The sequence below is a fragment of the Corynebacterium mucifaciens genome (assembly GCF_012396315.1).
GTDB classification, from domain to species: Bacteria; Actinomycetota; Actinomycetes; order Mycobacteriales; family Mycobacteriaceae; genus Corynebacterium; species Corynebacterium mucifaciens.
The window spans coordinates 283,498-297,730 of record NZ_JAAXPF010000001.1; the positions used below are offsets into that span (position 1 = coordinate 283,498).

Sequence of the window (14,233 nt, forward strand, 5' to 3'; positions counted from 1 at the left end):
GTGTGGCAGACACGTGGGGATTGCGCGCGGCGGTGCTGGGCCAGGACGGCAAACGCCTCCCGCGTGGGGGGAGGCGTTTGCCACTTCGGGGACGGTTCGGGCTACTTCAGCGCGTACTCGTCCTGGGACTGCTCGATAACTTTGGGGCGGCCGGTGGCGAAGTACAGCACGGTCATGATCACCGTGAAGGCCACACCGATGCCGAGCGCGAGGCGGAAGTCCGGCAGCCAGGCCATGATGCCGAAGGTGCAGAGGATAAACGCGATGGCGAAGTACTGCCCGTACGGCCAGAAGGGCACAGCGAACTTCAGGGCAGCCCGCTCCTCTGGCGTCATCTGTTTGCGCATGGCTACCTGCGCCAGGAGGATCATCAGCCAGACAAACACGGTGGCGAAGGTGGCCAGCGCGGCAATGGTCTCGAAGACGTCGGGGTAGCGGGCGTTCAGGACTACACCGATGACCAGGACTGCCAACAGGGTGGCGATGGTCATGACCGGGACGTCGCGGTAGGTCTTCGCCATGCGCCGCGGGGCCAAGTTCTCCTTGGCCAGGCCGGTGAGGACGCGGCCGGTGCCGAACAGGTCGGCGTTGATGGCAGACAGGGCGGCGGTGATGACCACGAAGTTGAGCAGCCCAGCCGCCCAGTTCACGCCGAGGGTGTTAAAGATCTGGACGAAGGGGGATTCCTCGCCGGTGATGGTGCGCCACGGGTTGAGGATCAAGATGATCGAAATCGCCAGCACGTAGAACAGCAGGATGCGCGCCGGGACGGTGTTGACGGCCTTCGGGATGGAGCGCTCCGGATCGTCTGCCTCCGACCCCGCGACGCCAATGATCTCGGTGCCGCCGAAGGCGAACAGAACGAGGATGAAGGACGCGATCATGCCCTGGACGCCGTTGGGGAAGAAGCCGCCGTCGTTCCAGAGGTTACTAATCTGCGACACCTCCGGCTGCTGCCCAAGGTTGAACACAAGGATTGCGGCGCCGCCGATGATCATCGCCACAACGGCGGTGACTTTAATGATGGTGAACGCGAACTCGAGCTCGCCGAACCAACGCACGGTGGCAAGGTTGGCGGCGCCGATGATGAGCAAGGTGACGGCGATCCACACCCACGCCGCTGTGTCCGGGAACCAAAACTTCATGTAGATGCCAATGGCGGTCAGGTCCGCCAGGCAGACAATCATCATCTCGAAGGCGAACATCCAACCGGTAATGTAGCCGCCCCAGCCGCCCAAGTACTTGCGGCAATACACGGCGAAAGAGCCGCGCACCGGGTTGCGCACACTCATCTCGCCCAGCGCGCGGAGCATGAAGTACACCACCGCGCCGCCCAGCAGGTAGACCAGCAGCACCGACGGGCCGGCGGCCTGGATCGCGCCGGCGGAGCCGTAGAACAGGCCGGTGCCGATCGCCGAGCCGAGGGCGATGAAGTGGATGTGACGAGCGTTTAAGCCGGCGCGTTTCGGTTTGGGCTGCGATGAGGTTTCTGAGGGTGCAGTCATAACAGACATTTACTGTGCTCTTTCGGGAAGCAATGCGCGAATCGGCGCGCGGAGTGGGCTGGGGTCGCGCCCTTCGAGGGGCGGTGTCTTCCCGGTTCGTCGCCGCACGTGCTGGCCGTGTGCCGCCTCGCGGACGAGCCCGGGGGCGCGGCGCGAACGACATGAGCCTGATAGTGCCTGCGCTAACGCGAAACCCCCTGCGCAGTGAGCAGCGGAGGCTGTTAGCGCAGGGGGCTGGAGTCGGCCGACACCGCGCTACAGATGATGATGCAGGCGGGCCGGCTGGGTAGTCAGCATCGCAAAACACTCGGCCGGTGCGGCCGAGGCGGTAATAGCGGTGCTGTTGATCACGCCGATGAATATACATGGTGTTTTCGGCGCCGTGGGGGAAATAGCGAAATCGCCGGTTAGAAACGGTCGGACGAGAACTGCCCGGCCTGGTCCACCTCAAACCAGTGGCCTTCGCGCTCGACGCGCGCCGTGCCGTTTGCAAACTGGGTAAACGTGTACTCCGCGATGGTCACCTGCTCACCGGGGTGGAGTTTCACAGCTGGTGGGATGCCCTCGCCGCCGCCGACGTCGTGGGTGGCGGCGAACCCGATTGCCGGGTCCCATAGGAAGACATCCGTGCTGCCGCCAATGCCGTGGTCGATATCCAAGGGCGGCACGTTGCCGGTGAGCTCCACGTTGCAGTCGAAGTACGCGTCCTGCGCCGCCTCCTTGTCGAAGTACGTGCACATGGTGTTCGGGGAGACCTGCACGGCGTAGGCAGGGTGGGCAGCGTCCGGGAAGATGCGGAACTCCTCAGCGTCGCGCACGAGCGGGCCGGTCGGTGTGGGTGTGCCGGTTGCCGTGGCGCTCTCGGTGACCGCAGCCTCCTCTGCGACGGGCGCCGTGACCGTGGACGTCACCTCGATCACGTCGTCCGAATCGCAGGCGGCCATCGTCGTTGCGGCCAGCAGGGTGGCGGCCAGAGCGGCATGGGGCTTCCTCATGGAGCTGACTGTATCCGGAAACGGGGTGTTCCGAAGGTGAATCGTCGTTAAGCAAAGATGCCGAACGCCCACGCGCCCAGCACCAAGGCAATGGAGAAAGCCCAGCACACCGGGAACGCCAGGCGGATGTACTTGCCCATCTCGCCGCGGGCGAGGCCGAGCGCCAGCCACAGCGCGGGGGAGAACGGGCTGACAAAGGTGCCAATCACGTTGCCCACGATCATGGCGGACGCGGCGCCCATACCCGAAACCCCGAACGCCTCCGCGGTCTGCTGCACGATCGGCAGCACGGAGAAGTAGTAGGCGTCCGTGGAGGTGGCCAGGTCCAGCGGCACGCCGAGCAGGCCGACGATGATGTGGATGTACGGGCCGACGGCCTCCGGCAGGACCGCAATGAGAGACAGCGCGATCTGCTCCAGCATGCCGGTGCCGTCCAGAATGCCCAGGAACATCGCCGCCGCGAGGATGACACCGGCCATGGACAGCGCGGTGGGGGCGTGGCGGCGCAGCACGTCGCTCTGATCTTCAAGGGACGCGAAATTGATCACCAGCAGCAGCGCGGTGCCCACCAAGAATGTGGGGGCGGGGGAGGCGAGCCCGGAGACGAGCACGCCGATCAACGCGACGGTGATGAGCGCGTTCACCCACGACACCCAGGCGCCCGTGCGCTGGGTGAACTTCAGCTTCGACCGCTCTTCCTGTTGGGTGCGGGCGAAGTCCTCGGCGATGGCGTCGACGTTCACCGCGCCCGCAGCCTGTCCGGCGCCGGAGCGACGGCTTTCCACCAGCCCGAAAATGGCCGCGACGATGAACACCAGCACAATCGCGACGCCCTGCACAGGCAGCAGATGCGTCCAGATCTCGTTGGGGGAGGGGCCAATGACGGAGCTGGCGCGGCCAACCGGCCCGCCCCACGGCAGCATGTTCATCACCGAGGCCGACAGCGCAACGATGGTGAGCAGTACGTAGCGCGAAATGTTCATTGCCTCGTAGAGCGGCAGTAGGGCGGGGATGGTCAGCAGGAATGTTGTGGACCCGGAGCCGTCCAGGTGCGCCACGATCGCGATCGCGGCGGTGCCCAGCGTGACCAACAGCGGGGTACCGCGGGTGGCTCTAATCAGTGCCGTGATCACCGGCTCAAAGAGCCCCACGTCTGAGAGGATGCCGAAGTAGATGATGGCGAAGATGAACATCACCACCACGTTCATGACCCTGTCCAGGCCGTCGAGGTAGTAGTCCGAAATCTCCGCAACCCCGGCGCCGGTGAGCACCGCGCCGACGATCGGGATGAGCGTCATGGCGACGATCGGGTGAGTTTTACCTTTCAACAGCAGCCCGACGGTGACCACGATGATGGCCAAGCCGAGCAGCGTCAGCGCGAGTGGGGAAGTCATGAAAGAAGACTAGGGGATCGCTGTGAGAGGCCACCTCGGGCCCGGGCAGCTGGGCGAAAATAGCAGAACACGGGGGTTGTGCCGTAGGGTTGGCAGGCGATGAGCAATTCCGAAAACGCCACCGGCGGCGAGAATGAGCCGGATATGAATGTGTCGGAAAATCAGGAAAACCCGCAGGATGTCGCGGCCGAGATCGTTGAGGCCGTCGCAGAGGACACCAGGGATGCGGGAGTTTCTGACCAGACCGGCGCCACGGATGCCGTGGCCATTGAAGAGAACAGCGATGTGCTGAAGCTTAGCGACGAGCCTTCGGCCGAACGCGCCGCCGACAACGCCCCCGAAGCCGCTGCCGAGCAGGAAGAGCCGGCTGAGAAGGCGGAACCCGAGAACGGCTTTGAGAAGTTGGGCCTGCCTGATGCCGTGGTCGAGGCCGTCAAGCGCGTGGGCTTCGAGCAACCCTCGCCGATTCAGGCGCAGACCATCCCGCTGCTGATGCAGGGCCGCGACGTGGTCGGCCTCGCCCAGACCGGTACCGGCAAGACCGCGGCGTTCGCGCTGCCGGTGCTGTCCCAGATTGACCCGGACAAGCGCTACCCACAGGCGCTCGTACTGGCACCGACGCGCGAGCTGGCGCTACAGGTGTCGGATTCGTTCCAGTCCTTCGCCGACCACTTGGGCGGCGTGCACATCCTGCCCATCTACGGTGGCCAGGCCTATGGCATCCAGCTTTCCGGCCTGCGCCGGGGTGCCCAGGTCATCGTGGGCACGCCGGGTCGTGTGATCGACCACTTGGAGAAGGGCTCGCTGGACATCTCCAACCTGGAGTTCCTCGTCCTCGACGAGGCCGACGAGATGCTCAACATGGGCTTCCAGGAGGACGTGGAGCGCATCCTCGAGGACACGCCGGAGACGAAGCAGGTGGCGTTGTTCTCCGCGACGATGCCGAACGCGATTCGCCGCATCTCCCGCGACTACCTGAACAACCCGGAAGAGGTCACCGTTAAGTCGGAGACCCGCACCAACACCAACATCACGCAGCGCTACCTGTTCACGGCGCACCGCAACAAGCTCGACGCCATCACCCGCATCCTCGAGGTGACGGAGTTTGAAGCGATGATCGTCTTCGTCCGTACGAAGAACGAGACGGAAGAGATCGCCGAAAAGCTGCGCGCACGCGGGTTCTCCGCAGCCGCCATCAACGGCGACATCGCCCAGCAGCAGCGCGAGCGCACGGTGGACCAGCTGCGCGACGGCCGCCTGGACATCCTGGTCGCCACCGACGTCGCGGCCCGCGGCCTGGATGTCGAGCGCATCTCGCACGTGCTCAACTACGACATCCCGAACGACACGGAGTCGTACGTCCACCGCATCGGCCGCACCGGTCGCGCAGGCCGTACCGGCGAGGCGATCCTGTTTGTCACCCCGCGCGAGCGCCGCATGCTGCGCTCCATCGAGCGCGTGACCAACGCGACGATCGAGGAGATGGACCTACCCACCGTCGACGAGGTCAACGAGTCGCGTAAGGCCAAGTTCATGGATTCCATCACCGAATCCCTTGAGGCCACGGACATCCAGGTGTTCAAGACCATGGTCCGCGAGTACTCCGCGGCCAACAACGTGCCTATGGACGACATCGCCGCCGCCCTGGCCACCCAGGCGCTGGCCGGCGACGAGTTCCTGATGAAGGAGCCGCCGCGCGACAAGCGCGACCGCCGCGACCGTTTCGACCGGGATGACCGCCGCGACCGTGGTGGACGCGGCCGGGACCGCTTCGACCGCGACGACCGGGGTGACCGCCGTGGCGGGCGCCGCTTCGACGACAGCGGGAACTTCGACACCTACCGTCTGGACGTGGGTAAGCGCCAGCACGTCCGCCCGGGTGCCATTGTCGGAGCACTGGCCAACGAGGGCGGGTTGAACTCCAAGGACTTCGGCCGCATCACCATCGGCGGCGACTTTACGCTGGTCGAGCTGCCGAAGAACCTGGACCAGTCTGTGCTGGACCGCTTGGAGGATACGCGCATCTCCGGCCAGATGATCAACATCCAGCGCGACCACGGCGCACCGTCTCGCGACCGCGGCGGCCGGGGCGGCTACCGCGGCGGGCGCGACGATGATCGCGGTGGCCGTGGCCGTGGCCGCGGCGGTTACCGCGGTGGCCGTGGGCGCGACCGCTACGACCGCGGTTAAACCCGACACCTGATAACAGCCGGCCTCGTGCCGGCTGTTGTGCTGTTTGTGGGGGACCTGTGGTCGTCGATAGGCATGGAGGCCCAACCGCACTTCCAGCTAGTAAGGCCCAGCTATTCGGCTAAAAACCGCGAATAGCTGGGCCTTAGTAGCTGGATTTGGCGCCGGGAAACCGGGCCGCCGAACCAATTACGCCGGGGACGGCAGGAACATCAGGATCAGGGTGAGCATCCACAGCAGGTTGAAGATGCCGGCGCCGGCGGTGGCCTTCGCCTTGGACTTCTCGAAGTTCTCGGTGACGTCCGACGGGTCGGCTTCCGCGGGCGAGAGGGCGCCGAGGGAGCCCATCATCTTGCGCTGCTGCGGGATCACCATGGCCAGCAGGATTGCCCACGCGATCACGGAGAGCACGATCGCGGTGTGGAACCAGTAGTTGGACTTGTAGGTGTCCCAGTCAAACGCCAGCACCACGGCACCGAGTAGCGGCACCAGCAGCGAAAGCATGCCGTAGGTGGTGGTGATGCGGTGCAGGACGGACGCGCGACCGGTGGCCTCCTCGCCGCCAGCGCGGGACTCGGCGGCCTGGCGTGGGAACATCGAGGTGGACACGACAACCGGGCCGAGCAGCAGGATGGCCGCAGCCACGTGCAGGAAAATAAAGAATGTAGTCATATGCCCACATCTTACGGCACGGTGGGAAAATGCTCACAGCTCCCGGCGCGCGACGAGCCCCGCAACCCCGGAACATGCCCGGCGCACTGCTCGCAGATCCGCTTTCGGTAACGGGAGGGCGTACTGCTTGGCCACGTCCACCATTCGGCGCCCGTACGCGCAGCGCGAGCGCCACGCATCCGGCATCCACTCGGACGGCAGTTTGTCGCCTTTGGCCTGGTTGGCCTCCGCGGAGACGGCAATCAGGTTGGCTGGGTCGTTGTAGAACCGCGTACGTGTGGCGGCGTCCCAGCGGTGGGCGCCGAGATCCCAAGCGGCGGAGACAGGCAGGATGTGGTCGATCTCCACGTCGTGGGGGAGCAGCGGGTCACCGGTATACGGGTCCGGCACGGCCGCCGCTTCCCACTGAGGCCACGGCCGGGTGCAGTCCGTGCCATACGCGGCGGCCATGACGCGGGTGCGGGTGTCGCAGCGGTCGGGACCGCTGGCCCAGCCGGGGCCGAACTCGGCTCTGTCGTAGCCGAGGATGGTGGTGCGGTGGGGCACAGTAGGGATGTCGAGAGGCGAAAGGCGTCCGGGGAAGGGCAGGACCAGCAGCGTGAGTACGGAGAGAATGGCGAGGTATGCGCGCACACCCCTTTAGACCGCGCTGCGGCCCCTGCGGTTCCGTAGCGCGTCAGCAAAGGTGGATTCTGGGTGGGCGAGCGCGTAATCGGTGGCAGCGGATGCGGTGTCGAACTCCTCCGCCACGCCCGGTTTGGGGCGGGTGGCAAGCGAGACCGCCACCATCGCCGCCGTAGCGAGGATGACCCCGGGGACGATCTCGTAGATCGTGCTCGACAGCGCATCCACAGAGCCCCAGACGAAAACGGTGACAGCGCCGACGACCATGCCCGCGATGGCACCCGGCGCGGTGAGGCGCTTCCAGTACAGCGAGGCGATGATGACAGGGCCGAACGCGGCGCCGAAGCCCGCCCACGCGAAGCCGACGAGGCCCAAGATGGTGTCGGACGGATTGAGGGCCAGCGCCATGCCTACTAGTGCGACGCCGATGACCATGGCCCGCGACAGTACGAGCAGTGTGGTGGTGCTGGGGTGCTTGTTGGCAATTCGGTAGAGGTCCTCGATCAACGCCGAAGAGGTGATGAGCAGCTGCGACGACATCGTGGACATGATCGCGGCAAGCACAGCGGTGAGTACAAGGCCGGCGATCAAGGGGTGGAACAGGATGCGTGCAAGGTCCAAGAAGACCGTTTCAAACCCGCTTTGATCTGTCACTGACGCCGACGTTTGCCCGAAGTAGACAGTGCCCACGAGCGCGGTGAAGATGGCGCCGAGGTAGCAGATGGCCACCCAAATCGTGCCGGTGCGGCGGGCGGATTTCGCCTCAGACGGGGAGCGCAGCGCCATGAATCGGGTGACGATGTGCGGCTGGCCGAAGTAGCCCAGGCCCCAGGCGAGGTTGCCCACGATGGTGGCGATCGATACACCAGCGACCATGTTGAAGTACGTGGGGTTGCCGTCCTCCCACGGCCCGTAGGGGTTGGAGGTGGCCCAGGAGAAGATGTCGGCGGGGTTGTCCAGCGCGAGTAGCGCCATGAGCGGCACGGCCAACAGCGCAAGAAACATCAGCGCGCCTTGCACCACGTCGGTGTAACTCACGGCGAGGAAGCCGCCGATGAATGTGTAGAGGACGGTGATGGAGCCGACGAGCAGCACGCCGTGGAGGTATTCGCCGCCGAAGGTGGACTCGTAGTACCGGCCGCCGGAGACCATGCCGGAGGAGACGTAGAAGGTGAAGAAGAAGATGATGATGAGGGCGGCGGTCACGCGCAACACGCGCGAGGTGTCGTGCGTGCGGTTTTCAAAGAAGCTGGGCAGGGTGATGGAGTTTTTCGCCACCTCGGTGTAGGTGCGCAGGCGAGGAGCGATCCACTTCCAGTTCGCCCAGGTGCCGATGAAGAGGCCGATGACGATCCACAGCTCGCTCATGCCGGCCACGAATAGCGCGCCGGGAAGGCCCATGAGCAGCCAGCCTGACATGTCGGACGCGCCGGCGGACAGGCCCGCGACGAGGGGGTGTAAACCGCGGTCGCCCAGCACGTAGTCGTCGTACTTGGTGGTCTTGCGCCACGAATAGATGCCGATGGCAACCATGACGCCGAAGTACAGGACTACGGCCAGCACCAGCCAGAAATTGTCGGACATGCTTCCTCACATTCTTGTTCGCTGCGGCAGACTTTAATCTATGGCCCGACACCGTCCGGCTCGTTGTGCAAAACAGGCGCAAACACGACCCGGTGGCGGTGTCGGCGCGGGTGGTATAAGGGTGGGTATGCCTGAATACCTTCTCCATGGCCTGTGGCTCGCAGAGTCCGGGCTGACGGTGTGGGTTGAGCGCGTGCAGGGGCACCGGATTGTGACCATGGATGACGTGCCGCCCGGCACGTTCCCGCCGATCGTGCACTCGCTTATCGACGGCCAAAGGTTCCGCCACCGCCACACCATTGGCGTCCAAACCCCGAAGGGCCGCCAAGTCTGGTTGAAAGCGCCCGTGGTCAAGTTTGCGCCGGAGGAGGCGGTGCGCTTCCTAGGCAACCTGGCGCATTTGGACGGGGATTCACCGGCCGCCACGCCCGAGCAGCGCCAGGCCATTGCGCAAGACATGTACTGGCTGCTGCGCATGTACAACGGCCTCACGCAGTTTGTTCGCGCTGGGCGGGTGAGCATCCACGTGCCGTACAGGGACGGGCAGTGGTACGCCCAGTGGCAGCTCGGCACCGGCGTGGAGGAGCGCAGCTGGCTCGCTGAGATGGTGGCGGCATCCCCGGGTGTGCTGACGGTGAATAACCCCAACCTGAGCGAGGACTGCGCACAGACCTTTACCCACTGGATCGCTTCCGCGCGCTTGCAGGGTGCTGTGGCGGACTCGGCGACGCGGCCGTACCCGTGGCACGACTTTGTCAAGTCCCTGTTGCACAGCCTGCCGCTGCGGCGCGGCGGGGCGAGTTTGGCGCGCCAGGTGGGGGATTGGAACGGCACCATCACCGCGGTCAATCTACAGCTGGTGTTCATCGCGGAGTCCCCGGACCAGGCCGATGAGACGGGGGAGGACACGCAGTGGCCGGTGCGCGTGCAGGTGCGCTCGACGAGCGACGCCCCGCGCCCAGTGCGTTTGGCGGAGTTCGATTCGGCGACTGCCGATGCTTTGCGTGAGCAGCTCAACCGCGCGATTGCGGTGACCCCACTGGTGGATCCCGCCGAGCGCGGGAGGTTCCGCTCCGCGGTCGACTACGGTGTGGACCACAACGCTGGTGATTGGGACCTGTACCTGCGCGGTGATGAAATCGTCTCGTTTGTGCGCGAGGCGGCCCCGCTGTTGCGCGCCAAAGGATTCGTGGTGATGTTGCCGCGTGCGTGGGCGACGGCGGAGACAGCCTCCAAGCTCAACGTCAGCGAACACAAGGACCCGCACGACTCCTCCACGGTGACGATGATGGGCTTTGACACCCTGGTCAAGTACGACTGGCGGCTGTCCGTGGGTGGCGTCGAACTCACGGATGAGGAAATGGCGGAGCTGGTCAAGTCCAAATCCGGGCTGGTCAAGCTGCGCGGCGAGTGGGTGTTGGCGGATACGCGCGAGATTTCCAAGACGGCGAAGTACCTAGAGTCGCTGCACGACAGCTCGGTGGACAACGCCTTCCGTGAGGCGGAAGCCGCGATCAAGCGCGCACGGATTGCCCAGGCCGCGGGCTCCGACGATGCCGCGGAGCTCCAGCGCATCGCCCAGCAGGCGCAGGACGAATACGAACGGCTGAAAGCTGCGGAGGGCGAGGGTGTGGTGTCCGCGGCCGAGCTGCGCCAGCTCGCGCTCGAAGCAGGGGCGGACAGCCCGATTGAATTCACAGGCTCGCCGTGGTTCACCTCACTCGTCGGCGGCACGGACCGCCCGGCACCGGAACGAGTGGACATCCCGGACACGGTCGCCGCTGATCTACGCGAGTACCAACGCCGTGGTGTGGACTGGCTGTATTTCATGTCGCGCAACAACCTCGGGGCGGTGCTTGCAGACGACATGGGGCTGGGCAAGACGCTGCAGCTGCTCTCCCTCCTAGCGGTGGAGGAAGCCGAGGGCACGAAGCGCGGCCCCACCCTCGTCGTCGCCCCGACGTCGGTGGTGGGCAACTGGGCGCGCGAGGCGGCCCGGTTCGTACCGAGCATGCGGGTGCGCGTCCACCACGGCACCGGCAGGCTCAAGGGAGACGAGCTGTTCGAGGCTGCGGAGAGTGCGGACATTGTCATCACCTCGTACGGCACCCTCGCACGCGACGCCAAGGATCTGGCGGCGGTGCAGTGGGACCACGTGGTGCTGGATGAGGCGCAGGCGATCAAGAACGCGGGCACCCAGTCGTCGAAAAGCGCGCGAGCGATCCCTGCCCGTCACCGCATCGCGCTCACCGGCACACCGATCGAGAACAAGCTCTCGGAGCTGCGCAGCATCCTCGACTTTGTCAACCCCGGCATGCTCGGCTCGCAGAGTTTCTTCCGCAACCACTTCGCCAAAGCCATCGAGTCGCGCCGGGACGAGGCGCTTGCCGACGAAATGGGGCAGCGGCTGCAACGCCTGACCGCGCCCTTCATTTTGCGCAGGTTGAAGACGGACACGGCGATCATCTCGGACCTGCCGGAAAAGGCCGAGCACGTCATTGCGGTGGACATGACCCCGGAACAGGCCGCGCTGTACAAGGCGCTGGTCGACGGCATGCAGGCGGAGCTGGAGCAGCGCAAGGGCATCGCGCGGAAGGGATTGGTCCTGGCAACGATCACCCGCATCAAACAAATCTGCAACCACCCGGCGCACTTTTTGGGAGATGGGTCTCCGGTAACCAGCAAGGGCCGCCACCGCTCCGGCAAGGTGGAAAAGCTCATGGAGCTGCTGGAAGAGGCCGCCGAATCCGACCAGCGCGTGCTCATCTTCACGCAGTACAAGGCGTTCGGCGACATTTTGCAGCCGTACCTGACCGACCGCCTCGGCGAGGAGGTGCCGTTCCTGCACGGAGGCGTGGGCAAATCGGCGCGCGACGCGATGGTCGAGCGTTTCCAGCAGCCGGACGGCCCCCGCGCAATGATCCTCAGCCTGAAGGCGGGAGGCACTGGGCTGAACCTCACTGCCGCCTCGATGGTCATCCACTTAGACCGCTGGTGGAACCCGGCGGTGGAAAACCAGGCCACGGACCGCGCGTTTCGCATTGGCCAGGAAAAGAACGTCACGGTCTACAAAATCATCACCCGCGGCACCATGGAAGAGTCGATCCAGGACATCCTGGACGGGAAGACACAGCTCGCGGGCGCGGTTGTGGGGCAAGGCGAGGGCTGGATCACCGAACTGGGCACCGACGAACTCGCGCAACTGATCAGCTACAGGGGGCAGCAATGAGCAAGCGGCCGCACGACGACAACGTCATCTACGCCAACTTCGGCGCCCGCAAACGTGTCTCCAGCGCAGCGGAGACAGGCGTTTCTACTGCCAGCACGTTTCAGCCGCGGTCGCTGTCGCCGGCGGCGATGCGCATCTACAACGCAGCAGTGCGTCAAACAGACGTCGGCCGCGCAAAGCGGGGGTCGGAATACGCCGCCCGCGGGCACGTCGTTGAGCTGCGTGCAGTGACGCAGGGGGTGCGCGCGGAGGTTGTGGGCAGCCAGAACGATCCCTTCCGCGTGGCCATGTACCTGCCGCAGCGCTCCAGCGAGGACATCCGCAGGGCGATTAGCGCCCTTGTCCGCGCGCCCGGCTCCATCGCCGCGGCGAAGTCGGGGACGTTCGACGAGGACGTCCTGGACGTGTTGCTGTGCGACGCACCGCAGGAGGTCACGTTTTCCTGCGATTGCCCCGACGGAGCAGACGTGTGCAAACACGGCGTGGCCGTCGCGCAGCGCGCGGCCGAGATGATCGACCACAACCCGGCCGTCATCTTCACCATGCGGGGGCTCACGCTCGACGAGCTGGAAAACCGCAAGCGCAACCAGGCGGACGATCTCGCACGGGAGAACGCGGAACCCGGATCCAAATACTTCTGGTCCGGCAGGGACATGCCGGAGCTGCCGCGGCCCAAGGTGGCGCCGATGATCGAGGACTCGGACATCGACCTGCTCCACCGCGCGATGCAGACCGTGTCCTTCACCAACATCGACCAGTTGCGCGCAGTGGCAGACATCGAGGATCTTTACGACGAGCTAACGCGCTAGAACGCATGTTCGAACGTCTGGCGTGCCGTGTCGACAGGCGTGGTAGGTGTAATAGGCATGAGGCAGACCACCTTCATCCACACCTCCGACCTGCAGCTGGGCATGCGGCGGAAATTTCTCTCGCCCGAAGCGCAGTCTCGTTTCGACGACGCCCGCTTGCGTGCAGTTGCCCGTCTCGGCGAGATCGCCGAGGAGCGTAGCGCAGACTTCATTGTCGTGGCCGGGGATGTCTTCGAGCACAACTCGCTCGAGCCCGTCACGCGCGGCCGAGCCATGGAAGCGCTGCGCAAACTACCCGTGCCGGTGTACTTGCTGCCCGGCAACCACGACCCGCTGGTCGCAGACAGCATCTTCCACCGCACCGAGGGGATCGAGGGCGTGACCGTGCTGTCGGATTCAGCCCCCGTGGAGGTGCGCGAAGGCGTTGAGGTCATCGGCGCGCCGTTGTTGACCAAGCACGCCTCGGAGGACCTGTGCGCGAAGGCCGTTCGGGACCTAGCACCGACAGACGCGATCCGCGTGCTCGTCGGGCACGGCCAGGCGGATGGTTTCGGTGCGGAGGAGACGCAAGCGTTAATCGATGTCGCGAATCTCGACGCCGCGATCGCGCGCGGTGTCATCGATTACGTCGCGTTAGGGGACACGCACTCGACGTCCGCGCTGACCCCGTCGCAGCGAATTTGGTTCTCCGGCTCGCCGGAGACGACGGACTATTTCGACCGCACCCCGGGAGTGGCCGGTGGTGAGGTGGATTCCGGCAACGTGCTCGTCGTCACCGTGGAAAAGGACGGGACCGAATCGAATGTAGAGGTGGAGAAAGTGCCGGTGGGCACGTGGACGTTCGAAGCCCGTTTCTGGGAGGTGGCAGATTCGGACGACGTCGCCGGCGTGATCCGGGATCTCAAGGCTTACCCGGAGAAGGACCGCACCGTGATCAAGTACGCGCTGTCGGGCACGCTCGGCTTGGAGGACACGCGCACGCTCGAGCGCGAGCTGGCGGATCTCGAGCCGATTTTCGCGGCGCTATATCCTCGCGAGCGGTTGATGAGCTTGCACTTGGAGCCCAGCGACGAGGAGATGCAGAATCTGCCCCTGACCGGGTACGCGCACGATGCGATGCGTGAGCTCGTCGGCCAAGCGGCAGGGGGAAGCCCCGCGGATGAGACGCAGCGGGCGACAGCGCGTGATGCCGTCAACCTCCTATTCCGGCTCACCAAGGAGGTGGATTAAC

Annotated in this window: 10 protein-coding genes; 4 read left to right on the top strand and 6 right to left on the bottom strand. The window is 65.3% G+C overall.

All coding sequences use genetic code 11. The features are described 5' to 3' along the window. Positions 1–101 precede the first annotated feature (101 nt). The 3 genes from HF989_RS01400 to HF989_RS01410 all read right to left on the bottom strand — a co-directional run bounded on the left by HF989_RS01400 (position 102) and on the right by HF989_RS01410 (position 3,894). A complete protein-coding gene (locus HF989_RS01400) occupies positions 102–1,505 on the bottom strand; it encodes an amino acid permease (protein WP_168683571.1) in 1,404 nt (467 codons plus the stop codon). A 407-nt stretch (positions 1,506–1,912) separates the two neighbouring features. Continuing rightward, positions 1,913–2,500: a hypothetical protein gene (locus tag HF989_RS01405; RefSeq protein WP_168683572.1), complete on the bottom strand. Its 588-nt coding sequence runs from the start codon at positions 2,498–2,500 to the stop codon at positions 1,913–1,915. Positions 2,501–2,547: 47 nt separating this feature from the next. After that, the gene (locus HF989_RS01410; protein WP_168683573.1) at positions 2,548–3,894 is read right to left on the bottom strand and encodes a CitMHS family transporter; all 1,347 of its coding nucleotides are present in this window, start codon (positions 3,892–3,894) and stop codon (positions 2,548–2,550) included. A gap of 99 nt (positions 3,895–3,993) precedes the next feature. On the opposite strand from HF989_RS01410, the gene HF989_RS01415 reads away from it, so the two are divergent. Continuing rightward, complete coding sequence (locus HF989_RS01415; RefSeq protein ID WP_168683574.1) at positions 3,994–6,084, top strand: DEAD/DEAH box helicase; 2,091 nt, start codon at positions 3,994–3,996, stop codon at positions 6,082–6,084. 189 nt (positions 6,085–6,273) lie between these two features. On the opposite strand, the gene HF989_RS01420 is transcribed toward HF989_RS01415, so the two are convergent. The 3 genes from HF989_RS01420 to putP are packed head-to-tail and all read right to left on the bottom strand — an operon-like array spanning position 6,274 to position 8,964. Continuing rightward, positions 6,274–6,756, bottom strand: a complete 483-nt coding sequence (locus tag HF989_RS01420) for a DUF2269 domain-containing protein (protein WP_168683575.1) — start codon at positions 6,754–6,756, stop codon at positions 6,274–6,276. A gap of 33 nt (positions 6,757–6,789) precedes the next feature. Beyond that, positions 6,790–7,389, bottom strand: coding sequence for a GmrSD restriction endonuclease domain-containing protein (locus HF989_RS01425; protein WP_168683576.1), 600 nt, complete (start codon positions 7,387–7,389; stop codon positions 6,790–6,792). Positions 7,390–7,395: 6 nt separating this feature from the next. Beyond that, positions 7,396–8,964: a sodium/proline symporter PutP gene (gene putP / locus HF989_RS01430; protein ID WP_168683577.1), complete on the bottom strand. Its 1,569-nt coding sequence runs from the start codon at positions 8,962–8,964 to the stop codon at positions 7,396–7,398. 127 nt (positions 8,965–9,091) lie between these two features. Here putP and HF989_RS01435 point away from each other — a divergent pair, with 127 nt between their 5' ends. The 3 genes from HF989_RS01435 to HF989_RS01445 are packed head-to-tail and all read left to right on the top strand — an operon-like array spanning position 9,092 to position 14,232. Then, complete coding sequence (locus tag HF989_RS01435; protein WP_168683578.1) at positions 9,092–12,193, top strand: DEAD/DEAH box helicase; 3,102 nt, start codon at positions 9,092–9,094, stop codon at positions 12,191–12,193. Beyond that, positions 12,190–13,002: an SWIM zinc finger family protein gene (locus tag HF989_RS01440; protein WP_168683579.1), complete on the top strand. Its 813-nt coding sequence runs from the start codon at positions 12,190–12,192 to the stop codon at positions 13,000–13,002. Before HF989_RS01435 ends, HF989_RS01440 begins: the two co-directional genes overlap by 4 nt. 57 nt (positions 13,003–13,059) lie before the next feature. Further along, positions 13,060–14,232, top strand: coding sequence for a metallophosphoesterase family protein (locus HF989_RS01445; protein WP_210728890.1), 1,173 nt, complete (start codon positions 13,060–13,062; stop codon positions 14,230–14,232). The last annotated feature ends 1 nt before the right edge of the window (position 14,233 follow it).

What these genes read in the sequence shown, in the direction of transcription:
- HF989_RS01400 (WP_168683571.1), bottom strand. Translation starts at nt 1,505, where the DNA reads ATGACTGCACCCTCAGAAACCTCATCGCAGCCCAAACCGAAACGCGCC.
- HF989_RS01405 (WP_168683572.1), bottom strand. Translation starts at nt 2,500, where the DNA reads ATGAGGAAGCCCCATGCCGCTCTGGCCGCCACCCTGCTGGCCGCAACG.
- HF989_RS01410 (WP_168683573.1), bottom strand. Translation starts at nt 3,894, where the DNA reads ATGACTTCCCCACTCGCGCTGACGCTGCTCGGCTTGGCCATCATCGTG.
- HF989_RS01415 (WP_168683574.1), top strand. Translation starts at nt 3,994, where the DNA reads ATGAGCAATTCCGAAAACGCCACCGGCGGCGAGAATGAGCCGGATATG.
- HF989_RS01420 (WP_168683575.1), bottom strand. Translation starts at nt 6,756, where the DNA reads ATGACTACATTCTTTATTTTCCTGCACGTGGCTGCGGCCATCCTGCTG.
- putP (WP_168683577.1), bottom strand. Translation starts at nt 8,964, where the DNA reads ATGTCCGACAATTTCTGGCTGGTGCTGGCCGTAGTCCTGTACTTCGGC.
- HF989_RS01435 (WP_168683578.1), top strand. Translation starts at nt 9,092, where the DNA reads ATGCCTGAATACCTTCTCCATGGCCTGTGGCTCGCAGAGTCCGGGCTG.
- HF989_RS01440 (WP_168683579.1), top strand. Translation starts at nt 12,190, where the DNA reads ATGAGCAAGCGGCCGCACGACGACAACGTCATCTACGCCAACTTCGGC.
- HF989_RS01445 (WP_210728890.1), top strand. Translation starts at nt 13,060, where the DNA reads ATGAGGCAGACCACCTTCATCCACACCTCCGACCTGCAGCTGGGCATG.